Annotated in this window: 19 protein-coding genes; 17 read left to right on the plus strand and 2 right to left on the minus strand. The window is 73.4% G+C overall.

What is annotated here, in order from left to right:
• Window positions 1-495 precede the first annotated feature (495 nt).
• The 6 genes from J5X07_RS10125 (at window position 496) to J5X07_RS10150 (ending at window position 6,828) form a co-directional block, all read left to right on the plus strand.
• The gene (locus J5X07_RS10125; RefSeq protein ID WP_208479718.1) at window positions 496-1,914 is read left to right on the plus strand and encodes a M18 family aminopeptidase; all 1,419 of its coding nucleotides are present in this window, start codon (window positions 496-498) and stop codon (window positions 1,912-1,914) included.
• Between the two features lie 2 nt (window positions 1,915-1,916).
• Entirely contained in the window at window positions 1,917-2,384 is a 468-nt protein-coding gene (locus J5X07_RS10130) for a YchJ family protein (protein ID WP_208479719.1), read from the plus strand.
• 505 nt (window positions 2,385-2,889) lie between these two features.
• A complete protein-coding gene (locus J5X07_RS10135; protein ID WP_208479720.1) occupies window positions 2,890-3,882 on the plus strand; it encodes an ABC transporter ATP-binding protein in 993 nt (330 codons plus the stop codon).
• Window positions 3,883-3,936: 54 nt separating this feature from the next.
• Entirely contained in the window at window positions 3,937-4,878 is a 942-nt protein-coding gene (locus J5X07_RS10140) for an ABC transporter permease (RefSeq protein WP_208479721.1), read from the plus strand.
• Between the two features lie 112 nt (window positions 4,879-4,990).
• Window positions 4,991-6,202: a sensor histidine kinase gene (locus J5X07_RS13435; RefSeq protein WP_208479722.1), complete on the plus strand. Its 1,212-nt coding sequence runs from the start codon at window positions 4,991-4,993 to the stop codon at window positions 6,200-6,202.
• The gene (locus tag J5X07_RS10150; protein ID WP_124933583.1) at window positions 6,199-6,828 is read left to right on the plus strand and encodes a response regulator transcription factor; all 630 of its coding nucleotides are present in this window, start codon (window positions 6,199-6,201) and stop codon (window positions 6,826-6,828) included. The genes J5X07_RS13435 and J5X07_RS10150 overlap by 4 nt, the downstream gene beginning before the upstream one ends.
• 377 nt (window positions 6,829-7,205) lie before the next feature.
• On the opposite strand, the gene J5X07_RS10155 is transcribed toward J5X07_RS10150, so the two are convergent.
• Window positions 7,206-8,312, minus strand: coding sequence for an oxidoreductase (locus J5X07_RS10155; RefSeq protein WP_208479723.1), 1,107 nt, complete (start codon window positions 8,310-8,312; stop codon window positions 7,206-7,208).
• A gap of 113 nt (window positions 8,313-8,425) precedes the next feature.
• Between J5X07_RS10155 and J5X07_RS10160 the strand changes: the two genes are divergently transcribed.
• Together J5X07_RS10160 and J5X07_RS10165 are read left to right on the plus strand one after the other, a co-directional pair.
• Complete coding sequence (locus J5X07_RS10160) at window positions 8,426-9,511, plus strand: patatin-like phospholipase family protein (protein ID WP_243896729.1); 1,086 nt, start codon at window positions 8,426-8,428, stop codon at window positions 9,509-9,511.
• Window positions 9,512-9,707: 196 nt separating this feature from the next.
• A complete protein-coding gene (locus J5X07_RS10165; RefSeq protein WP_208479724.1) occupies window positions 9,708-10,664 on the plus strand; it encodes a VOC family protein in 957 nt (318 codons plus the stop codon).
• 57 nt (window positions 10,665-10,721) lie between these two features.
• On the opposite strand, the gene J5X07_RS10170 is transcribed toward J5X07_RS10165, so the two are convergent.
• Window positions 10,722-11,261 (minus strand): NUDIX domain-containing protein, encoded by a 540-nt coding sequence (locus tag J5X07_RS10170; RefSeq protein WP_208479725.1) that lies wholly within the window; start codon window positions 11,259-11,261, stop codon window positions 10,722-10,724.
• Window positions 11,262-11,520: 259 nt separating this feature from the next.
• Here J5X07_RS10170 and J5X07_RS10175 point away from each other — a divergent pair, with 259 nt between their 5' ends.
• The 9 genes from J5X07_RS10175 (at window position 11,521) to J5X07_RS10215 (ending at window position 22,643) form a co-directional block, all read left to right on the plus strand.
• A complete protein-coding gene (locus J5X07_RS10175) occupies window positions 11,521-12,105 on the plus strand; it encodes a P-loop NTPase family protein (RefSeq protein WP_208479726.1) in 585 nt (194 codons plus the stop codon).
• Window positions 12,106-12,125: 20 nt separating this feature from the next.
• Window positions 12,126-13,199, plus strand: a complete 1,074-nt coding sequence (locus J5X07_RS10180; protein ID WP_208479727.1) for an alpha/beta hydrolase — start codon at window positions 12,126-12,128, stop codon at window positions 13,197-13,199.
• A gap of 136 nt (window positions 13,200-13,335) precedes the next feature.
• The gene (locus J5X07_RS10185; protein WP_208479728.1) at window positions 13,336-13,944 is read left to right on the plus strand and encodes a biotin transporter BioY; all 609 of its coding nucleotides are present in this window, start codon (window positions 13,336-13,338) and stop codon (window positions 13,942-13,944) included.
• Between the two features lie 135 nt (window positions 13,945-14,079).
• A complete protein-coding gene (locus J5X07_RS10190) occupies window positions 14,080-15,315 on the plus strand; it encodes an MsnO8 family LLM class oxidoreductase (RefSeq protein WP_124933576.1) in 1,236 nt (411 codons plus the stop codon).
• A gap of 388 nt (window positions 15,316-15,703) precedes the next feature.
• A complete protein-coding gene (locus J5X07_RS10195) occupies window positions 15,704-16,663 on the plus strand; it encodes an ABC transporter permease (protein ID WP_208479729.1) in 960 nt (319 codons plus the stop codon).
• Between the two features lie 2 nt (window positions 16,664-16,665).
• Entirely contained in the window at window positions 16,666-17,616 is a 951-nt protein-coding gene (locus tag J5X07_RS10200; RefSeq protein WP_208479730.1) for an ABC transporter permease, read from the plus strand.
• Window positions 17,613-19,802 (plus strand): ABC transporter ATP-binding protein, encoded by a 2,190-nt coding sequence (locus J5X07_RS10205; protein WP_424924125.1) that lies wholly within the window; start codon window positions 17,613-17,615, stop codon window positions 19,800-19,802. The genes J5X07_RS10200 and J5X07_RS10205 overlap by 4 nt, the downstream gene beginning before the upstream one ends.
• A 254-nt stretch (window positions 19,803-20,056) precedes the next feature.
• The gene (locus J5X07_RS10210; RefSeq protein ID WP_208479731.1) at window positions 20,057-21,727 is read left to right on the plus strand and encodes an ABC transporter family substrate-binding protein; all 1,671 of its coding nucleotides are present in this window, start codon (window positions 20,057-20,059) and stop codon (window positions 21,725-21,727) included.
• A gap of 136 nt (window positions 21,728-21,863) precedes the next feature.
• The gene (locus tag J5X07_RS10215) at window positions 21,864-22,643 is read left to right on the plus strand and encodes a hypothetical protein (RefSeq protein ID WP_208479732.1); all 780 of its coding nucleotides are present in this window, start codon (window positions 21,864-21,866) and stop codon (window positions 22,641-22,643) included.
• The last annotated feature ends 18 nt before the right edge of the window (window positions 22,644-22,661 follow it).

Raw genomic sequence — 22,661 nt, forward strand, 5'->3', positions numbered from 1 at the left:
GGTTCTTGGGCATCGTGGGACACTCCTAGTGATTCTTGGTCGAACAGCTGGGCTCCCACGATGCCCACCCCAGCCACCCTCGCCGGCCAGGCCCGCAGGAATTGCCACCACACTACGAGACGCACCCGGCCCTCCCGGAGCACGTGAGTCTCCCGGGCCCCTTGTTCCTCCTGGCGCACCACCCAGGCCATGCCCGCGCCGACGGCGTCGACAACCTCCAGGTAAGTGCGTCTGGCTGCGCGGCGCTGTGCCTGCCCCGTTGCGAGGGGCCTGCCCGTGCTAAGGGGGTGCATGGCCGGGAGGTGTGGCTGGGCGGTGTGGTTGGGAGGTGTGGGGGTGCCGGGGGCGGCATGGCTGGGCGGTGTGGGGGTGCCGGGGGCGGTGTGGCTGGGCGGTTGGGCTGGGCCGCATGACACCGCATGACACCGCATGGCGGCGCCGCGTCCCGGCCGTGCGGGGCGCGGTGACGTAGTGACGCAGTGACACACTGGGCCCATGACGACCCCCGACTCCGAGCCCACCACCTCGCCCACTGAGCCCGCCAGCACCGCCGGCGCCGCCAGCCCTGGTCCCGCAGCCCTCGCCGGCCCCGGCCCCCTGCACGACGAGGAGGCCTACACCGACTCCCTCATCAGCTTCGTGACCGCCTCCCCCTCCAGCTACCACGCCGCCGCCGAGACGGCGCGCCGCCTGGAGGCGGCCGGCTTCCAGCCGATGCGCGAGACCGAGGCCTGGGAGGGCGCGCCCGCCCGCGGCCACGTCATCCGCGACGGCGCCATCATCGCCTGGATCCTGCCCGAGGCGCTGGCGGCTGACGCGGGGTGGAGGATCGTCGGCGCCCACACCGACTCCCCGGCCCTCAAGCTCAAGCCGCGGGCCGCCGTCGTGCGCGAGGGCATCCAGGCCCTGGGCGTGGAGGTCTACGGCGGTCCCCTGCTCAACTCCTTCCTGGATCGCGAGCTCGGGCTCGCCGGCCGCCTGGTCACCCGCGACGGCGCCGTCCACCTCGTGCGCACCGGCCCCGTGGCGCGCGTCGCCCAGGTGGCCCCCCACCTGGACCGCAGCGTCAACGACTCCCTCCACCTGGACCGCCAGGCCCACCTCATGCCCCTGTGGTCGCTGCCGGCCCCGGGAGCCGGCCCCGAGGCGCTCCGCCCGTGGGCCCGCCCCGACGCCCCCGAGCACCACCTGTGCCGGCTGGCCGGGATCGAGCCCGGCGACCTGGCCCTCCACGACATCGTCACCTACCCCACCCAGGCGCCCGCCCGATTCGGCGCGCGCGGGGAGATGCTCGCCTCCTCCCGGCTGGACAACCTCTCCTCGGTCCACGCCGCCCTGCGCGCCCTGGAGGAGCTCGCTGCACCGGGCGCCCCGGCCCCCGCCGGCCCCCTGCTCATGGTGGCCAACGACCATGAGGAGGTCGGCTCCCAGACCCGCTCGGGCGCCGGCGGGCCCTTCCTGGAGAGCATCCTCGAGCGCCTGTCCCACTCCCTGGGCGTGGAGGGCGAGGCCCGGGCCGCCATGCTGGCCCGATCCCTGTGCGTCTCGGCCGACGCCGCCCACGCCGCCCACCCTGCCTACGGCCACCTCCACGACCCGATGGTCCGGCCGGTCCTGGGCGGGGGGCCGGTTCTCAAGATCAACGCCCAGCAGCGCTACGCCACCGACGCGCTCGGCGCGGCCGTGTGGGCCCGGGCCTGCGCAGCCGCCGGCGTGCCCAGCCAGGACTTCGTGTCGAACAACGCGGTGCCCTGCGGCTCGACCATCGGCCCCATCACCGCCACGCGCCTGGGCATGACCACCATCGACGTCGGTCAGGCGCTGCTGTCCATGCACTCCCAGCGCGAGATGTGCGCCGTGTCCGACGGGCCCCTCCTGGCCCGGGCCCTGCACGCCTACTGGCTGGGGGCCTGAGCATGGCGCGCCCGAGCAGGGCCCGCCGGGCCCCCGCGGCGGCCGGGGCCTCGCCGGTGCGCAGCGCGGGCGCGAGGGGCGCCGACCCCTGCCCCTGCGGCAGTGGGGAGGCCTACTGCGCCTGCTGCGAGCCCATCCACGACGGGCGGCCCGCCACCACCGCGGAGGCGCTTATGCGCTCGCGGTACTCGGCCTTCGCCCTCGGGGATGAGGACCACATCTTCCGCACCTGGCACCCGCGCACCCGCCCGCCCGGCCCCTACTGCCACCCCAGCACGCAGTGGCTGGGGCTGCGCATCGAGGAGGTCGTGGCCGGGCAGCCGGATGATGAGGCCGGCATCGTGGAGTTCACCGCCCGCTACCGGGCGGCCGATGGGCGGGGAGGCATCGCCGTCGACGAGCTGCGGGAGCGCTCCCGCTTCGTGCGCCGCGCCGGGCGCTGGCTCTACCTGGAGGCCCTGCCCCGCTGAGCCCTGCTCCTCCGCGGATCGCCCCTTCAGGACGTGGTTTTCCCCTTCAAGACGCGGATTGCCCCTTCAGGACGTGGTTTTCCCCTTCAAGACGCGGATCGCCCCTTCAGGACGCGGTTTGCCGCCCCTGCAAGAGTCGAATCCGCGTCCAGAGTGGGAAAACCGCGCAGGGCCCGGGCCGGCCAGCCGCAGACCCGCCGCCGGGGACGGCCCGGACGCCCCCGGGCGGACCCGGCGCCCCCGGGCGTGAAGGGGCAGCGCCGGGGCCGGGCGGACCGGGCGTGAAGGGGCAGCGCCGGGGCCGGGCGGACCGGGCGTGAAGGGGCAGCGCCGGGGCCGGGCGGACCGGGCGGGAAAGGGCAGCGCCGGGGCCGGGCGGACCGGGCGGGACCGTGCTCACCAGAAGCCTCATGACATCCGTCATGCCGAGCCGATGATGAGGCGCACCTGTCCTCATGACGGCTGCGACTACCGGGGCGCCCCGATAGGCGGAACCCTTGGGGCCATGACCACGACCACGCCCCGCGGCCCCCAGCGCGTCATCGTCGCCCACGGCCTGACCCGCATCTACGGGTCGGGCTCCAGGGCCTTCACCGCCGTCGACGGCATCGACCTGGAGGTACCCCGGGGCCAGGTCTTCGGCCTCCTGGGCACCAACGGCGCCGGCAAGACCTCCACCCTGGAGATCCTGGAGGGGCTGGCGGCCCCCTCCGGGGGGAGCGTGCGCGTCCTGGGCCTGGACCCCCGGCGCGACCGCGCCCGCATCCGCCCCCGCACCGGCACCATGCTCCAGTCGGGCGGCCTGCCCCGCCAGCTCACCGCCTCCGAGGCCCTGGCCATGTGGGCCGGCACCTGCGCCACCCCGCTGCCCGTGGCCCAGGTGCTCGACGACGTCGGCCTCGCCTCCCGGGCCAGGGTCAAGGTGGGGGCCCTGTCTGGTGGCGAGCAGCGGCGCCTCGACCTGGCCTGCGCGCTCATCGGGCGCCCCGAGCTGCTGTTCCTCGATGAGCCCACCACGAGCATGGACCCCGAGTCCCGCCGGGACGTGTGGGACCTGCTGGCCGGCCTGACCTCGCGCGGTCTGACCATGGTGCTGACCACCCACTACCTGGAGGAGGCCGAGCGCCTGAGCGACCGGATCGCCATCATGCACCAGGGGCGGATCGCCCTGGAGGGCACCCTGTCCGAGCTCGTGGCCACCTCCTCCAGCCAGATCGTCTTCACCCTGCCCGACGGCGCCCCACCGCTGCCCTCCCTGCCGGGGACCACCCTGGCCACGACTCCCGCGGGCGCCGGGGGAGGGCGCGCCGGTGGTGCCGGGGGCGGGAGCGCCGTGACCGTGACCACCAGCGCCCTTCAGCGCGACACCCTGGCCCTCCTGGGCTGGGCGGACCGCCACGGGCTGGTCCTGCAGGGCTTCGCCGCCCGCCCGGCCACCCTCGAGACGGTGTTCCTGGGAGTCACCGGGCGCACCGGGCCCGTGGTGGACCAGGACTGAGGCGCGGGCCGGACCCGCGCACAGGACCTCAAGCACACAGGAAGGACCACCCTCATGACCACCACCGCAGGCATCCCCGACCCCGCCCTGCCCGAGACCACCACTGGGCCCGCCAGCGACCCCGCGGATCGGGCCCCGTCCTCGGGCCCCGACCCGCAGGTCCCGGAGGGCCTGGAGATCCAGCAGGGCCTGCGCTCCCGCGTCGGCGGGGCCGTCCGGCGCACGGGCGCCCTGGCCCGGGCCGAGTGGCAGCAGTTCCGGCGCAACACCACCCTCATCGTCCTGGCGGGGGTCTTCCCGCTGCTCTTCGCCCTGGGCTACTACATGCTGCTCGACCGGCAGGTCCCGGGCACGCCCGTGCCCGCGGGCACGGCTGCGGGCTCCTTCCTCATCTTCACTCTGCTCTTCGTCCCCTTCTACTCGGTGCTGTCCATGGCCACCACGCGACGCGATGAGGGCGTCCTCAAGCGCCTGCGCACGGGGCAGGCCTCCGACACCGAGATCCTCACGGCGATCGCCATCCCGGGAAGCGTGCTGAGCCTGGTCCTGCTGCCGGTCTTCGTGCTCCTGGCCATGGTGATGGGCGCCGGGGCCGCCCTGGCCCCCCTCCTCATGGTGGTCGGGCTGGGCCTCGGGCTGCCCATCGCCGTGGCCCTGGCCCTGCTGACCTCCGGCTTCACGCGCGACGCCGAGGCCGCCCAGATCTCCTCCCTGCCCGTGATGGCGCTGGCCATGGTGAGCCTGTCCCCCATGCGCATGCTGCTGCCCGACAGGATCCTGGAGGTGGTCGACCGCACCCCCTTCGCCCTCCTGGACAACCTGGCCTGGCTGGCCTGGACCGGCCTGACCCCGGCCGATCTCGCCGCCGGGCGCCCGGCGGCGAGCGCCGGCGAGGCGGTCGGGCAGGCCTGGCCGATGCTCGGGATGCTGGCCCTGTGGGCGGTGGCGCTGCTCGCCGTCGTCCCCCGGGCCATGCGCTGGCAGACCCACCGCTGAGCCCAGGAGCCGGGCGGCCGGTACAGTCCCGGTGCGCACCGCCCAGCAACCGCCCAGCAGCGGTGCATCATCAGCAGCAGGAGAGCGACGAGCGGAGAGCGAGGTCCCACCGGTGAGCAGGTTCCCCGGCCTGGCGGCATGGAGGCGCATGGCCCCCCTGGAGCGCTACAGCCTCTACAACCGCTGGTCCCTCCACGCCCTGCTCATCCTGGTCACCCTGGTGAACCTCCTGGCCATGATCTCGGCGGGGCGTGGGCAGGAGGGCCTCGCGCCATTGGTGACCGTGACCGTGGCACTGCTCGTGGCCCTCCTGATCGCCGGCGTGCTCGCCCTGGAGCTCCACCCCGGCCTCAATGCCCGTCCACGCGCCGATCATCGCCGATGGCTGCGCGCCTGCAGCGTGCTGGCGCTGGTGGTGTGCGGGACGTGGCTGCTGCTCCATGGCGCCGTCATCGCCGGGCTCCTGCCCCCGCTGGATGCCAGGGGAGCCGGGATCGTGCTCATCGGCATCTACGCGCCCATCACCGTTGTCAGCCTGGTCCACATCCCCCGGATGAGGCACCGGTGGGCCGCGATGACGGCCCTGGCCCTTGCCGTCACCATCGTGACCTACCCCCTGCACGTGGAGCCCGTGCAGACCGTCTGCATCCTCCTCACGCCACCGATCATGACCAGCGCCACCACGGGGAGCCTGTGGGCCGTCAGGATTCTGCGGGAGGCCGAGAGGTCCAGGACCCTGGCCGCCGAGCTCTCCGCCACCGAGGAGCGCCTGCGCATCGCCCAGGAGCTCCACGACACCATGGGCCAGGACCTGGCCGCCATGAGCCTGACGACCGAGCTCGCCCTGGCCCTGGCGCAGCGCGGCGATGCCCGGGCGGTCTCCGAGCTGGAGGCGCTGCGCAGCCTCATGCGGCGCTCCACCGCGCATATGCGCCAGGTCGTCCAGGGCTACCGGGTCATCGACCTGCCCACCGAGCTGGCCGGGGCCCGCTCCCTGCTGAGCACGGCGGGCATCGAGGTGACCGTGCGCGGCCAGTGCGACCAGGTGCCCGCTGCTCAGCAGCAGACCGCCGCCTGGTTCATGCGCGAGACCGCCACCAACGTCCTGCGCCACGCCTCGGCCACACAGGTGACCATCACCATCGGCGCCGATGGCGTGAGCGTGGGCAACGACGGGGTCGCGGGGCGGCTGGGGCCGCTCAGCGGCCTGGAGGCGCTGCGCCGTCGGGCCGAGGCCCTGGACTCCCGGATCATCATCGACCACCGGCCCCCGGCCTTCACCTCCCACCTGCGCTTCACCGCCGATGAGGAGGAGTCCGCATGATCCGCATCGCCATCACCGATGACGAGTCCCTCATCGCCTCCTCCCTGGCCACCCTCCTGGGACTGGAGGATGATCTGGAGGTCCTGGCCGTGCTCGGCTCGGGGGAGGATCTGGTGGAGTGGTGGCGCCGCGGGATGAGGCAGGAGGGAGGCCGTGCGCCTGCTGACGTGTGCGTCTGCGACCTCCAGCTCACCGGTATGGACGGCGTCGAGACCGCGGTGGCCATCCGCGCGCTCACCCCCGCCGCCCGGGTGCTGGTCATCACCAGCCACGCCCGTCCCCACGCCCTCAAGCGGGCGCTCGCGGCCGGGGTGCAGGGCTTCCTGCCCAAGACCTCCACCGCCCAGCGCTTCGCCGAGGCCATCCGCGCCGTGCACGCCGGCGGGCGGTTCATCGACCCCGACCTGGCGGCCCTGACCATCACGGCAGGGGCTTCCCCGCTGACCGGCCGTGAGTCCGAGCTGCTCGAGCTGGCCGGGCGCGGGGGATCGGTGGAGGACATCGCGGCCGCCGCGCACCTGGCGGTGGGCACGACCCGCAACTACCTGTCCTCGGCCATGGGCAAGGTGGGGGCTGGCAACCGTTTCGAGGCCTTCATGATCGCCCGCGAGCGCGGGTGGATCTGAGCCCTGCCCCTCCGCGGATCGCCCCTTCAGGACGCGGTTTTCCCCTTCAAGACGCGGTTTTCCCCTTCAGGACGCGGTTTGCCACCCCTGCAAGAGTCGAATCCGCGTCCAGAGTGGGAAAACCGCGCAGGGCCCGGGCCGGCCAGCCGCAGACCCGCCGCCGGGGACGGCCCGGACGCCCCCGGGCGGACCCGGCGCCCCCGGGCGTGAAGGGGCGTCTCCGGGTGTGAAGGGGCGCTCCGCATAGGCCTGCTGGTGGGCCTGCTGGTGCTGGGGCACCCCCGGGCGTGAAGGGGCGCCCCCGGGGCTGACCTCGAGATCCCAACCACCTCCGTGGCGCCCCCGGGCGGGAAGGGGCAGCGCCGGGCCGCCCCGCCCTACTGCCAGGTCCCGCGCCAGTACTGGATGGGCCAGGGGGCCTCGTCCCAGCCCCGGGCCCCCAGGTCCGCCGCCCAGCGCAGCGGCAGGTAGGGGTCGCGCAGGGCCGCGCGGCCCACGGCGATGGCGTCGGCCTGCCCGCTCACCAGCGCCTGCTCCGCCTGGGCGGCCTGCTGGATGAGGCCCACGCCCACCACCTGGGCCCGCCCCTGCACCGCCCGGCGCACGCCCTCGGCCAGCGGCAGCTGGTAGCCGGGGGCCACCGGCACCTCGGCGGGAGCATTGCCCCCGCTGGAGATGTGCAGGACATCAACCCCCGCCGCCACCAGGTCGCCCGCCAGCGCGGCGGTGTCCTCCAGGGTCAGGCCGCCCTCCAGCCAGTCGGTGGCCGACAGGCGCGCCCCCAGGACGCGCTCATCCCCGATCGCCTCGCGCACCGCCTGCGCCACGCGCAGCGCGAAGCGCCGCCGCCCGGCCGCATCGCCGCCGTAGTCGTCGCCGCGCTCATTGGACAGCGGGGAGAGGAACTCGTGGATGAGGTAGCCGTGCGCCCCGTGGATCTCGATGACCTCGTAGCCGGCCTGCGCCGCGCGTCGGGCCGCGGCGGCGAAGGCCGCGACCAGGCGCTCGATCCCGACGGCGTCGAGCTCGGCGGGCTGGGCATGCCCGGGGTGGGCGATGGGGGAGGGGGCGAGCAGCTCCCAGCCCTCCAGGGTGGCGCGCCGCGCCCCCGGGGCGGCCGGGCGCATCGCCGGGGTGCCGGCCTTTCGGCCCCCGTGCCCCAGCTGGATGCCCGGCAGGGCGCCGCCCTCCGCGATGGCCCGGACCAGGCGGCGGTGGCCCTCGACCTGCTGGTCATCCCACAGGCCCAGGTCCTGGGGCGAGAGCCGGCCCTCGGGGGTGACCGCGGTGGCCTCCACGATGATGGTGCCGAAGCCGCCCGCCGAGCGGCTGGCGTAGTGGGTGAGGTGCCAGTCGGTGACCCGGCCGTCGCCGGCCTCGGCGCTGTACATGCACATGGGCGGCAGCCACAGGCGGTTGCGCGCCCGGGTGCCGCGGATCTCCAGGGGCTCCAGGATGCGGGGGCCGGCGTGGGAAGAGCTCATGCCCGTCACGCTACGCCGCCGCCCGGGCGCCGTCGCCGGCCGGGGCGGCGGTGCGCGGGCAGCGGACAGGGCCGCGAGCGGGAATAACGGGAAGGCGGGCATAAGGTGCAGCCATGCCGAGTCCCACCAGCCCCACCGACTCACCCTCACCGCCCCCGACGCCGGGCACCGGCCCGGCGGGTCCCCGAGCGGGTGCCCCGGGGGCCCCGGACACCCCCGGTGCCCCGGGCGCCCCGGACGCCGCGCATCCCCAGCGCAGCCGACCCGCGCCCCCCGGGCCGCGGGTGCCCTTCGGCAGCCCCGGGCACCGGCCCGCCCCCATCACCCACGGGCCCCGCGACGTCGCCCTGATCTTCGAGGGCGGGGGCATGCGCGGGGCCTACACCGCCGCACTGGTGCGGGTGATGCTGGAGGCGGGGCTGTCCTTCCCCTGGGTGGGCGGCATCTCCGCGGGCTGCACGCACACCTGCAACTTCGTCTCGCGCGACACCTGGCGCACCCGGGAGGCCTTCGTGTCCCTGGCCGCCGACCCACGGATCGGGGGGTGGGGGAGCTTCCTGCGGGGCCGGGGCTACTTCAACTCCGAGTACATCTACGAGCACACCTCGGAGCCCCAGGAGTCCCTGCCCTTCGACTGGCCCACCTTTAGCGCCTCGGCCTCCACCGTGCGCATCGGCGCCCTGCGCTGCGACACCGGGCGCAGCGTCTACTGGGGGCTGGAGGACATGCCCACCATGGCGCACCTGCTGCCGCGGGCCCGGGCCTCCTCCTCCATGCCGGTGCTCATGCCGATGGTGCGCATCGACGGCGTGCCCTACATGGACGGCGCCCTGGGGCCCACCGGGGGCTTCGCCCTGGACGCCGCCCGGGCCGATGGCTACGAGCGCTTCCTGGTGGTGATGACCCGCCCGCGCGGCTACGTCAAGCCCCCGGTGGGCCGGCCCGGCGCCTACCGCGGGCTCTTCGCGCGCTACCCGGCCCTGGCCCGGGGCATCATCGAGCGCCCCGCGAACTACAACCGGACCGTGGCCGAGCTCGAGGAGCTGGAGCGTGAGGGCCGGGCCTACCTCTTCCGCCCCGAGCGCATGCCCGTGGCCAACGGCGAGCTGCGCTACGACCGCATCGTCTCGGCCTTCGAGGCGGGGCTGGCCCAGGCCCGCGGCGAGCTGCCCGCCATCGAGGCCTTCCTGGCGGGCTGAGGCCCGGGGCAACCGCCCGCTGCCGCGCTGGGATGTGAGGAGCCCGACGGAATTCCTGCGTCAGCAGATTGTTGATGAGTCAATATCCGAAGGAGTCCTCATGCCGTCACCATCCGATCCACCATCCGATCCACCATCCGATCCACCATCCGATCCACCATCCGATCCACCATCCGATCCGCCGTCCGATCCAGCAATGGCCCCGCCCCCGCCCGGCCCCGCCCCCGTCAGCCGGGACGGCCGCCTGGCGGACGCCACCTCGATGGGCGCCGTCGAGCTCCTGGTCCAGGATCGGCGCACCATGGAGGACTTCTACGTGCGCGGCGTGGGCCTCTCGCCACTGGCCGCCGAGCCGGGCCGGACCGTCCTGGGGCTGGGGCGGCGCCCCGTCGTCGTGCTCGTGGACGCCCCGGGGCTCGCCCCCGCGCCCCGCGGCGCCGCGGGTCTGTTCCACACCGCCGTCCTGTTCGACACCCCCGCCGAGCTGGCCGCCTCGCTGGTGCGCATGTGGGTGCGCCACCCCGCCCATTTCGAGGGCCCCGGCGATCACCTGGTCTCCCAGGCCTTCTACTTCCACGACCCCGAGGGCAACGGCCTGGAGCTGTACTGGGACCGCCCCCGCGAGACCTGGGAGTGGGTCAACGGGCGTGTGCGCATGGACACCCTGGGGATCGACCCCAACGCCTTCCTGGCCCAGCACCTCGGTGCCGCCGCCATCGGCCGGGCCATCGAGCAGGCGCGGGCGCTGCCGACGCCGTCGGCCTCCGGGGAGATCGACGCCGAGGACGGCCTGGGCGTGGGTGGCCGGGTGGGGCATGTCCACCTCCAGGTGGGGGATGTGGGCACCGCGCGCCGCTTCTACGTCGACGCCCTGGGCTTCGACATCACCTCCCAGATGGGCAGCAGTGCGCTGTTCGTCTCGGCCGGGGGCTACCACCACCACATGGCGATGAACGTGTGGAACTCGCGGGGCGCCGGCCGGCGCGGCCCCGGCCTGGGGCTGGGGAGGGTGGACATCCTCGTGCCCGACGCCCGGGAGTTGTCGAGCGTGCGCGAGCGCCTGGTCTCCCACGGGGCGCGGGTGGCTGACGACGGCGCCGCGATCCTGACCGAGGACCCCTGGGGCAACCGCCTGCACCTGGCCGTGGCCTGAGCCGGACGCCCCCGCCCGGGCCGCGCAGGCGGGGGCGCAAGGGCCCGATGGGGTCCCTCAGGGGGTCAGGGGCCTGTCGTCGTGGTCGATGCGCTCGCCGGGCTCGAAGCCCATGGTCATCACCGCGGGCAGCGCTGCCCCGCCGCCCAGGTGGGCGGCCAGGAGGCCGAGCACTCGGCGCTCATGCGGGGGTGTGGGCTCGGGCAGGCGGTCGAGGGCGAACCACTGAAGGGCCGCGGTCTTGCCCGGCTCCTGGATGCGGGGCGCGCCCGACCAGGAGCGCAGGGTGAAGAAGAAGTCCACCCGCTGCTCCCGGGGCGCCCCGCCGGGATCGTTGCTGCGGTGCATGGCGGTCAGCGGCTCCAGGGCGGTGGGCTCGGCGCTGACCCCGAGCTCCTCGCCCAGCTCTCGCAGCGCGGTGGCCACGACGCTCTCCCCGTCCTCCACATGGCCGGCGGCCCCGCAGGCCCAGTACCCGTCCATGTACCCGGTGTGCTGCCGCAGCTGGAGGAGCACCTGGTCGGCCCCGCCCTCGGGGCAGGGGCGCAGGAGCAGGATGTAGGCGGCCGGGATGAGGGCGAAGGAATGAGCGGGCACGGGGCCACACTAGATGGTCGACGCCGGGGCCGTGCCTGGGTGGTCCTGCGGTCCCGTCATCCGCCCCTCGCCCACGATCTCGTGACCCTCGCCCACTGTCTCGTACGTCAGCCCGCCGTCTCGTAGCCCTGACCGACGAGATCGAGCGCGAGGGTACGAGATCGCGAACTCGGCCTGTGGCACGCCCCGCCCGGTGGCCGCCCGCCGACCCGGCCACGTAGCCTGGCCGCCCGTCTCGAACCCGACCCCCAGGAGCCCCATGCCCCGCGCGAGTATCGAGGAGGTCGGCCGCGCCAGGCGCATCCTCCTCCATGGAGTCACCGGCTCGGGCAAGTCCACGGCGGCCGCCCGCCTCTCCCGCGCCCTGGGCCTGCCGCTGCACCTGGCCGATGAGGGGATCGGCTTCCTGCCGGCGCATGAGGGGGCGTGGGTCAAACGCCCGCAGGACCAGCAGCTGGCCCTGGTCCGCGCACTGGTGTCCCAGGATGAGTGGGTGCTCGACTCCGCCTACGGCCTCTGGCGGGACAGCGTCCTGGAACGCGCCCAGGTGGTGGTCGCCCTGGACTACCCGCGAGTGGTCTCCCTGGGGCGGCTCGTGCGCCGCACCGCCCGTCGGGTCCGCGACCAGGAGCGGATCTGCAACGGCAACACCGAGTCCTGGGGAAGGGCGCTGGGGCCGGAGTCGATCCTGCTGTGGCACGCCCGGACCTTCTCGCGCAAGCGCCGATTCGTGCGCGAGCTGGAGGCCTGCGCCCAGGGGCCCGGTGTGCTGCGCCTGCGCCGCCCGGGCGAGCTCGACCGCCTCCTGGCCGGCCTGGGCCGGTGCCGGGGCGCTGACGGGTAGCCTCGGAGGCAGGAGGACCCATGCACACCCAGATCACCCATATGACGGCGGTTGACGGCACGCGCCTGGCCATCCACTCCTGGCTGCCCGACGGCGTGGCGCCCCTGGAGGGGCTGGAGCGCCACGGTGCACCGGCGCCCGGGGCTGCCGGCGCCGCCGGGCCCGCGCAGGGCGCAGACGACGCCGACCCGGGGGACGCCGTCCAGCAGGCGGGACCGCGGGCGGCCCGGCCGCAGGGCTCACCGGCCCCGCCCCGGGCCGTCATCCAGGTCGTCCACGGCATGGCCGAGCACGCCGCCCGCTACGGGCGCTTCGCCGCCGCGGCGGTGGAGGCGGGCTACGCCGTCCACGCCGACGACCACCGCGGCCATGGCCTCACGACTGCCGATCAGGCCCGGGGCCACCTGGCCGAGCGCGATGGCTGGGAGCTGGTGGTCGCCGACCTGTCCATGCTGCTGGATCGCATCCGGGCCACCTACCCCGGCGTGCCCGTCATCCTCATGGGCCACTCCTGGGGCTCCTTCCTGGCGCGGGACCTGGCCGCGCGCCGCGGGCAGGAGCTCACCGGCCTCATCCTCCTGGGCGCCGGCTCGGGAGCGGGGACGCTGACCGCTCCGGGCATGGCCCTGGCCTCGGCCGAGTCGCGCATGCGGGGTGGCAGCAGGCCCAGCCGCCTCCTGCACGCCCTGGCCTTCGGCCCCTACCGCAGGCACTTCGCCCCCAACCGCACCGAGGTCGACTGGCTCAGCCGCGACCCGGCGGAGGTCGACCGCTACGTGGCCGACCCCCTGTGCGGCTTCGTGACCACCTCCGGCTTCTTCCTCGACCTCCTGGCTGGGATGGCCGCCATCAGCACTCGCGAGCATGCGCGCTCCATGCCGCCGGGCCTGCCGATGCTCCTGGCCTCGGGCGACCGCGACCCGGTGGGCGCCATGGGCGCCGGGGTGCGCCGCGTGGCCACGATGTACCGCCATGCCGGCGTGCGCGAGGTGGCCCTCACCCTCTACCCGGGCGCGCGCCACGAGCTGCTCAATGAGACCAACCGCGGCCAGGTCACCGCCGACCTCCTGGCCTGGATCGCCGCCCGCCTCTGACGCAGCGCTCTTCTGACGCAGCGCTCGCCGGGGCGGCAGCGCCTCACCGCTTTTGTGGGCCTCCTACAAGAGCGGCTGGTGCTTCTCGGAGCAATATGGCCAAGCGCTGGGCGCCACCTGCCCTTAGGGTTGTGGCATGACGACGAAGAACGCCTCATCCGCCGCCGGCGGGCTCGCCGCGCACGCCGGAGCCCGTCCTTTGAGCCCGCTGCGCGTCATCGCGCGCGAGGCCTGCCTCATCCTGGCCGGCACCGCCGCCATCGCGCTCATCGGCCAGTTCGCCATCCCGCTGCCCTTCACCCCCGTCCCGATCACCCTGGGCACCTTCGCGGCCCTGGCGGTGGGTGTGATCCTGGGCTCGCGCCGCGGCGTGGCCGCCTCCCTGCTCCTGGCCTCCCTGGCCGCCGCGGGCGCCCCGGTGCTGGCCGGGTGGACCTCGGGGGTCGGAGCGACCTTCGGCTACGTTCTGGGCTACGCCCTCGTCGCCGATCTCGCCGGCCGGGCGGCGCGCCTGTGGGCCCGCAGCGCCGAGGCCTCACCGCTGCACCGCACCCTGGTGGCCTTCGCGGTCATGCTCGTGGCCTCCTCCATCGTCTACATCCCCGGTGTCATCTGGCTCAAGGCCGCCACCGGCATGGGCTGGGGCGCCGCCCTGGGCCTGGGCCTGGTGCCCTTCCTCGTGGGCGACGTCATCAAGGCGATGGCGGCCACCAGCCTGCTGCCCTTCCGCGGCCGGCTCCACTGACCCCCGGCTCCTGGTCCCCCCGCACCCCGCACCCCGCGCCCCCCGGCTCCCGGCTCCCGCTGGGCGGTGGACGACGCCGGCCCGGCCCGGCGGTCCCGCCCGGCCGGTGGGCGACGGCGGGGTTAGAGTGCCGTCATGAGTCAGTCCCACAGGAGCGGCGGCCCCGTCCTGTCCGTTCTGGACATGGTGCCGGTCAGCGCCGGCAGGACCCGCCGCGACGCCCTGGAGGAGATGGTCGACCTGGCGCGCTGCGCGGAGGCGGCCGGCTACCGGCGCTACTGGCTCGCCGAGCACCACGGATCGACCACCTACCTCTCCTCGGCCACGACGGTCCTCATGGGCCAGGTCCTGGCCGCCACGGAGCGCATCGGGGTGTGCTCGGGCGGGATCATGCTGCCCAACCACGCCCCGCTGGTCATCGCCGAGCAGATCGGCACCCTGGCCACCCTCCACCCCTCCCGTGTGGGCCTGGGCCTGGGGCGCGCGCCCGGAACGGACCGCCTCACCGCGGCGGCCCTGCGACGGCGCAACGCCTCCCCCCGCCACTTCGTCGAGGAGATCCTGGAGATCCTCACCTACCTGGGGGCGGTGCCGCAGGAGGGCGACGGCGCCGTGCCGGGCTCCCTGCTGCTGGGCGCAGAGGCCGCGGCGCCCTCGGCGTCCGCGACATCCCCCACATCCCCGGCGGCCGCTCCCGGCGGGCAGCGCTCCTGCGCCATCCAGCCCGGCGCGGCAGGTGCCGGCACCCCGACGGCGGGGGCACCGGAGGGCACCGCACCGGAAGGCCCCCTGCGCGCCGCGCCCGCGCGCGTGCGGGCCATCCCGGGTGAGGGGACCGCGCCGGCCGTGTGGATCCTGGGCTCCTCGGTCAACGGCGCCCGGGTCGCCGGCAGCCTGGGCCTGCCCTTCGCGGTGGCCTCCCACTTCGCCCCCTCCCAGGCGGGAGCCGCGATCACCAGCTACCGCTCGGTCTTCGACGCCCAGGCCCCCACCAGCCAGGGCTGCCCGCGGATCGCGGCGGCGGTCAACGCCGTCGTCGCCCCCACCGCCCAGGAGGCGGACCTGCTGTTCTCCACGGCGATGGCGGCAGCGGCCCGGATCATCGGCGCCCGGCCCGGCCCGCTGGACCCGCCCGACCCGGCCCCCGGGGCCTGGCGCGCCCTGGCGCCGGGACGGGAGGCGATGGTGGAGGGCGCCATGGCCCTGTCCTACGTCGGCGCTCCCGACGACGTCGCCGCCGGCCTGCGGGACCTGGCCGCCCGCTGGGACCTCGACGAGATCCTCGTGGTCTGCCACGTCCACGACGCCGCGGCGCGGCGCCGCTCCTACGAGCTGCTCGCCCAGGCCATGGCCCGGCCGGCCGCCGGCTGAGCCCGCGGCTGTCCGGGCTGCCCGCGGTGGTCCGCGGTGGTCCGCGGTGGTCCTGGTGGTCCGTGGTGGTCTTGGTCGCACCTGCGGGGGCGGGGAGGCGCCCGCTGCTGATCCCCGCGAGCGGCCCCGGGCAGCGCCTCGCGCCCTCGTGGCGCCAGTGGTGGGGCGGGCGCGGGGCGGAGACGGAGTGTTCCAGCGCGATAACTTCTGTCACCCGCAGCACACCCCAGGTGTACGGCAGGTTTCACTCTGAGGGTATGGTTCTCCAATCCATCCGGACGCGGTGTCGCGAAGGTGTGCACCGGGTCCGGTGGTGATGTCCGCACACCCCTGGGCCTGCCCGTCTGCTATGCGGGGAGCCCGGGGGTATCCCGGAAGAGAAGACCATATGCTCCCCTATCTAGCGCGGCGGATCGCGAACTACGCGCTCCTGCTGTTCATAGCGACCTCCCTGGCCTATCTCATGGCCTCGGTCTCCCTCGATCCCACAGCGCTGTGGAACCGGGAGGACCCCAAGCTCAACTGGGATGCCATCAACTCCTCCCTCATGGCATACAACATCCACCCGGATATGCCCGTGTGGGAGCGCTACACCACCTGGCTCCAGCAGGTCCTGCTGCACTGGGACTGGGGTAAGACCCCCAAGGGCGAGGATGTCAACGCCCTCATCGGCATCAAGGTCGGGGTCTCCCTGCGCCTGGTGATCATCGGCGCCCTGCTGGGCATGGTCGGCGGCGTGGCCCTGGGCGCCTGGACGGCCACGCGCCAGTACTCCCTGGCCGACCGCGCCTTCTCCCTGGCCTCCATGATCGTCATCTCCATGCCCGCCATGGTCATCGCGATCCTCCTGCAGGTCATCGCCGTGCGGATCAACGCCGCCACCGGCTACCAGATCTTCGAGTTCGTCGGTGAGGGCAGCGGCTTCGCCGACAGGGCGCAGCACCTCCTCCTGCCCACCCTGTCCATGTCCCTGGGGGCGGTCGCCTCCTACTCCCGATTCCAGCGCAACCTCATGCTCGACACCCTGGGCGCCGACTACGTGCGCACCGCCCGGGCCAAGGGCCTGGTCAAGCGCGCGGCCGTCACCCGCCACGCCCTGCGCACCGCGCTCATCCCGATGGCCACCTACTTCGCCTTCGCCCTGGCCACCCTCTTCACCGGCGCCGCCATCACCGAGCGCGTCTACGGCTGGCACGGCATGGGCGAGTACTCCATCAACGCCATCTCCCAGATGGACATCAACGGCACCGTGGCGGTCGTGGCCTTCACCGGCACCTGCACCCTGGCGGGCGCGCTGCTGTCCGACATCTTCGTGGCCATCGTGGACCCGCGAGTGAGAGTGAGCTGATCATGGCCGCTGACATCCTCGTCGCCGCCGCCGACGCCGCGGAGGCCGACCAGACCGGGACGCCGGATGACGGCTCCCGCGAGACCAGGCGCCTGAGCCGCAGGCAGATCATCCTGCGCCGTTTCGCGCGCAACCGCTCGGCGGTGGCGGGCCTGGTGGGGCTCCTCCTCATCGTGGCCTTCGCGGCCTTCGGCAACCTGCTCACCCCCTGGGGCTACAGCGAGGTGGACTCCGGCCACTTCCTCCAGCCGCCCAGCGCCGAGCACTGGTTCGGCACCACCCAGGGCGGGCGCGACGTCTTCGCCATGGTGGTGGAGGGCACCCGCAAGTCCATGATCATCGGGCTGTGCGTGGCACTGCTCCAGACCGGGATCGCCGCGATCGTAGGCTCCTCGGCCGCCTACTTCGGCGGCTGGTGGGAGAAGGCGGCGCTGTGGGCCACCGATATGCTCCTGGTCATCCCCTCCTTCCTCATCATCGCGATCCTCTCCCAGCGCTTCGGCGCCCAGCGCGGATCCATCACCCTGTTCATCGTCCTGCTGGCGGGCTTCGGATGGATGCTCACCGCCCGCGTGGTGCGCTCCCTGACGCTGAGTGTGAAGAACCTCGACTACGTCACCGCCGCCCGCTTCATGAGTGTTCCCAGCCCGGTCATCATCGCCCGGCACATCATCCCCAACATCGCCTCCCTGCTCATCGTGGACGCCACGGTCAACGTGGCCTACGCCGTCATCAGCGAGACCACCCTGTCCTACTTCGGCTTCGGGGTGCAGTCGCCCAACACCTCCCTGGGCACGCTCATCGCCGAGGGGCAGCGCTCGGCCACCACCTACCCGTGGATCTTCCTGTTCCCGGCCGCCGTCCTGGTCCTCATGCTCCTGTGCGTCAACTTCATGGGCGACGGCCTGCGCGACGCGATCGACCCCTCGTCCAAGTCCGGAGGCAAGGCATGATGATCTCCAAGAAGCGCGCTGAGAAGGCTGCCGACGCCTCCGCCGCCCTGCCCGACCCCTCCGCCGGCGCGCCGCTGCTGGAGGTCGCCGACCTCAAGGTCTCCTTCCCCTCCGAGGACGGCCGCGTCAACGCGGTGCGCGGGGTCAACCTCTCCGTGGCCCGCGGCGAGGTCCTGGCCCTCGTGGGCGAGTCCGGCTCGGGCAAGTCGGTGACCTCGACGGCGGTCATGGGACTGCTGGATGACTCCGCCGAGGTCTCGGGCTCCATCCGCCTGCACGGCACCGAGATCCTGGGCCGCTCGGACGCCTACATGTCCCAGATCCGCGGCGTGCAGCTGTCCATGGTCTTCCAGGACCCGCTCTCGGCGCTGACCCCCGTCTACACGGTGGGCAGCCAGATCGTCGAGGCGCTGAGGATCCACCAGCAGATCTCCGAGGCCGATGCCTGGAAGCGCGCCGTCGAGCTGCTCGACCTGGTGGGCATCCCCAACCCGCAGGTGCGGGCCAGGAACTACCCGCACGAGTTCTCCGGGGGCATGCGCCAGCGCGCGGTCATCGCCATCGCCATCGCCAACAACCCGGACCTCATCATCGCCGACGAGCCCACCACGGCCCTGGATGTCACCATCCAGGCCCAGATCCTCGACGTGCTGCGCACGGCCCAGAAGGAGACCGGCGCCGGCGTCATCATGATCACCCACGACCTGGGCGTGGTGGCCGGCCTGGCCGACCGGGTGGCCGTCATGTACGCGGGCCGGATCGTGGAGACCGGCAGCGTCGATGAGATCTTCTACCGCCCGGCGATGCCCTACACCATCGGCCTGCTGGGGGCCCTGCCGCGCCTCGACGCCCGCAAGGACTCCGCCCTGGCCACCCTGGAGGGCAACCCGCCCTCCCTTCTCAGCCTGCCGCCGGGCTGCCCCTTCGCCCCGCGCTGCCCCCTGGCCGATGAGAGCTGCGCCTCAGCCGAGCCCGGTCTCGTGGCCATGGCCGACCTGCCGACGGCCGACTCCCTGCGGGTGGGCGCCACCGAGCTGCCCGAGGACGGCGTGACGGCGGGCCACCGCGCCGCCTGCATCAAGTCCGCCCACATCCTGGAGCGGAGGCTGGACTACACTGACATCTTCCCCGTCCCCTCGCTCAAGACCCCCGCCGCCCTGGACCTGCCGCGCGCCGAGCGCGAGGAGGTGCTGCGGGTCAGCGGCATGGTCAAGGAGTTCCCCCTGCTCAAGGGGGCGGTGTTCAAGCGGCGCGTGGGCACGGTCCACGCCGTGGACGGCGTCTCCTTCGATGTGCGCGAGGGCGAGACCCTGGCGCTGGTGGGGGAGTCGGGATGCGGCAAGACCACCTCCCTCATGGAGGTGCTCGCCCTCAGCGCCCCCCAGGAGGGCACCATCGTGGTGCTGGGCAAGGACACGCGCGAGCTGGGGCGCCAGGAGCGCAAGCGCGTGCGCCGGGACCTCCAGATCGTCTTCCAGGACCCCATGGCCTCCCTGGACCCGCGCCTGCCGATCTTCGACATCATCGCCGAGCCGCTGAGGCACAACGGCTGGGCCAAGGCGGACATCCCCGCCCGCATCGAGGAGCTGATGAGCCTGGTGGGCCTGGAGCCCAGCCACGCCAACCGCTACCCGCGCAACTTCTCCGGCGGCCAGCGCCAGCGCATCGGCATCGCCCGCGCCCTGGCCCTGGAGCCGAGGCTCCTGGTGCTCGATGAGCCGGTCTCGGCCCTGGATGTCTCCATCCAGGCCGGGGTCATCAACCTGCTCGACGAGCTGCGCGCCACCCAGGGGCTGAGCTACCTCTTCGTGGCCCACGACCTGTCCGTGGTGCGGCATATCGCCGACCGCGTGGCGGTGATGTACCTGGGCAAGATCGTGGAGATCGGCGACGTCGACGCCGTCTTCGAGGCCCCGGCCCACCCCTACACCCAGGCGCTGCTCTCCGCGATCCCCATCCCCGACCCGGCCAAGGAGCGCGGGCGCGAGCGGATCATCCTGGAGGGCGACTTGCCCAGCCCGGCCAACCCGCCCAGCGGCTGCCGCTTCCGCACCCGCTGCCCCAAGCTCGCCCTGCTCGACGAGTCCCAGCAGGCCCGGTGCCTGGGGGCCATGCCCGGGCACCGCTCCATGGGGCCGGACCATGAGGCCGCCTGCTACTTCCCCGAGCACCAGGCGGTGTTCTGAGCCCCGCCCCGGTCCCGGCACCCCGCCTCATCCCGGCGGCCCGGGGCCGGGGAGCCGCCCCATCCACCCCGGGCCGGGGGTGGGAGTCGGGTGGATCCCGGGAGCGATTCCGGAGCGGCCCGGCCCGCTACTGATCACTATCCGAGCGCGGCGTGATCACTATGGAAACAATTGTATGATTCACTACCTCATCCCCCGGGGCGGGTAACCCACCTGCCCGGACCAGCATCAACGATTGATGAACGGAGATCCCCATGAAGATCAACCGCCGCATGTTCCTGGCGGGCAGTGCCTCCACTGCCGCCCTCCTCGCCCTGGCGGCCTGCTCCAAGACGGACGGCTCCTCGGGCTCCGGGGGTGCTGAGGGCATCAACGCCGTCGAGCCCGACAAGATCGAGCAGGGAGGGGAGCTGAAGTTCGCGATCACTGCCCCGATCGCCAACTGGAATGTCAATACGGTGGCGGGCAATGACGTGAATCTGCGCAATATCTACAACTTCGTCTTCCCCTACTTCTTCGACTATGACGACAAGGGCGAGGCCACCCCCAACCCCGACTTCCTGGCCTCGGCCGAGGCCGAGGAGGTCGACGGCAAGACGGTGGTGAGCATCGAGCTCAACCCCAAGGCCGTGTGGGGCTCGGGCAAGAGCATCGTGCCCGAGGACTTCGAGGCCTTCTACGCCGCGGCCAAGAGCGAGGACTACTCCTGGGCCTCCACCGACGGCATTGAGAAGGTGGAGAAGGTGGAGAAGGAGTCCGACACGACGTTCAAGGTGCTCTTCGAGTCCCCCTACCCCGACTGGACCGGGGTGCTCTCCACCTGCTTCCCCGCCGACTTCATGAAGGATGCCGAGACCTTCAACACCTCCGTGGAGAAGGACTTCAACAACGACATCTTCGCCGGCCCCTTCAAGGTCGAGTCCTGGGATGCCGCCCAGCAGGTGGTCACCCTCACCCCCAATGACAAGTGGTGGGGGGAGACCCCCAAGCTGGACAAGGTGACCTTCCGGGTTCTGGACGCCGCGGCTGAGGCCACCTCCTTCGCCAACGGGGAGATCGACGTCATCCAGTACATCATCAACGCCGACACCTACACCCAGGCCGTCGGCCGCTCCGACGCCGAGGTGCGCCAGGCGGGCGGGCTCCAGTGGCGCCACTTCACCCTCAATGCCGCCAGCGGCCCCCTGTCCGAGGAGAAGGTCCGCCAGGCCATCATGCGCGCCTGCGACCGCGAGGCCATCGCCGCCTCCGACCTGGCGGGGCTGCCCATCGACGACCCTGCCGAGCTCATGCTGGGCAACCGCTTCTTCATGCCCAGCCAGGAGGGCTACAAGGACAACTCCGGCCCCTGGTCCTACGACGTCGAGGCCGCCAAGAAGCTCCTCGACGAGGCCGGGTGGATGCTGCCCGAGGGCGGGGAGGTCCGCGAGAAGGACGGCAAGAAGCTGGAGATCTCCTTCGTCATCCCCCAGGGCACCCCCACCACTGAGAACGAGGCGACCCTCCTGCAGTCCCAGCTCAAGGAGGTCGGCATCACCCTGAGCCTCAACACGGTCGAGAATGACAAGTACTTCACCGAGTACGTCCAGGCCGGCAACTACGAGATGACCGCCTTCACCTGGCAGAAGACCCAGTACCCCATGGCCAATGTCGGCCAGATCTACGGCACCGGCAGCGGCTCGAACTACTCGGGCCAGTCCGTCCCCGAGATCGACGAGCTCATCGCCAAGATCGACGTCGAGATGGACAACGCCAAGCGCGTGGAGCTGACCAACCAGGTCGACGAGCTCGTCTGGGAGCACGTGCTCAACTTCCCCATGTACGAGCGCCGCGAGTTCACCGCCGTGCCCAAGCGCCTGGCCAACTTCGGCGCCCAGGGCCTGGCCTCCTACCGCCCCGAGCGCATCGGCTACGTCTCCGAGTGATCGGCTGACACCGGCCGGGCCCGGGGCCCTCGTGCCCCGGCGCTCCGCCCCGGTGGCCACGGACACCAGCGGGCTCCCGGCCCCACCCGTGAGCGGTGGGCCCGGGAGCCCGCTGCGCGTGGGGCATCATGGGGCGGTGCCCACCGTCATCATCCGCTCCTGGACCGCCCGCGCCGCGACCGTCCTGGTGGCGGCCCTGTGCGCGCTCGTCATCGCCGCCGTGCTCGTTCCCGGCCATCTCAGCGGCTCGGGGAGCACCGGCGGCGGCCGGGTGGCGGTGCAGGTGATCGCCTGGAGCGCCCTGCTCACCGGCGCGGCCGTCCTGCTGTGGTGGATGCCGGCGCTGCGCCTGGAGGCCCATGGCCTCACCGTCCGCAACGCCTGGCGCACCTGGGTCCTGCCCTGGGAGCGGATCGAGCGCTGCGCGGGGCGCTGGGGCCTGGAGATCGTCCTGGACGACGGCAGGCGCATCCGCGCCGCCGCTGCCCCCAGGGGCGGGGGCCTGGCCGCCGGGCTGCGCTACCACGTCGAGCAGCGCGAGCGCCTGGGCCGCAGTGATCGCCCCCGGGGACGGGGCGGGCTCCCGGGCGGCAGCGCGGCGGGCCAGTCGGGGCGGCCCGTGGCCCGCCCCGAGCTCGTCACCCCCGGGGAGGGCACCCACCGCCTCCAGCTCGACGCCGCGGGGGCGATGGACCTCATCGAGCTCTACCGGGAGCAGGCCCTGGCCTCCCCGGCACCTCCAGGCGCGCGCCGGGAGAGCGGCCGGGACGGGCCCCGGCCGGATCAGCCCCAGAGCGAGGGCGGGCTCGCCGAACCGGAGGAGGTGCAGACGCGCCCGCAGGTGCGCACCAACCGGGGTGTCGTCGCCGGCGCGGGCCTGACGGCCCTGCTCCTGGCCCTGGCCATCCTCCTATGACCCCCGCTCTCTCTCCCT

Source organism: Actinomyces bowdenii, assembly GCF_017592395.1.
Taxonomy (GTDB): domain Bacteria; phylum Actinomycetota; class Actinomycetes; order Actinomycetales; family Actinomycetaceae; genus Actinomyces; species Actinomyces bowdenii.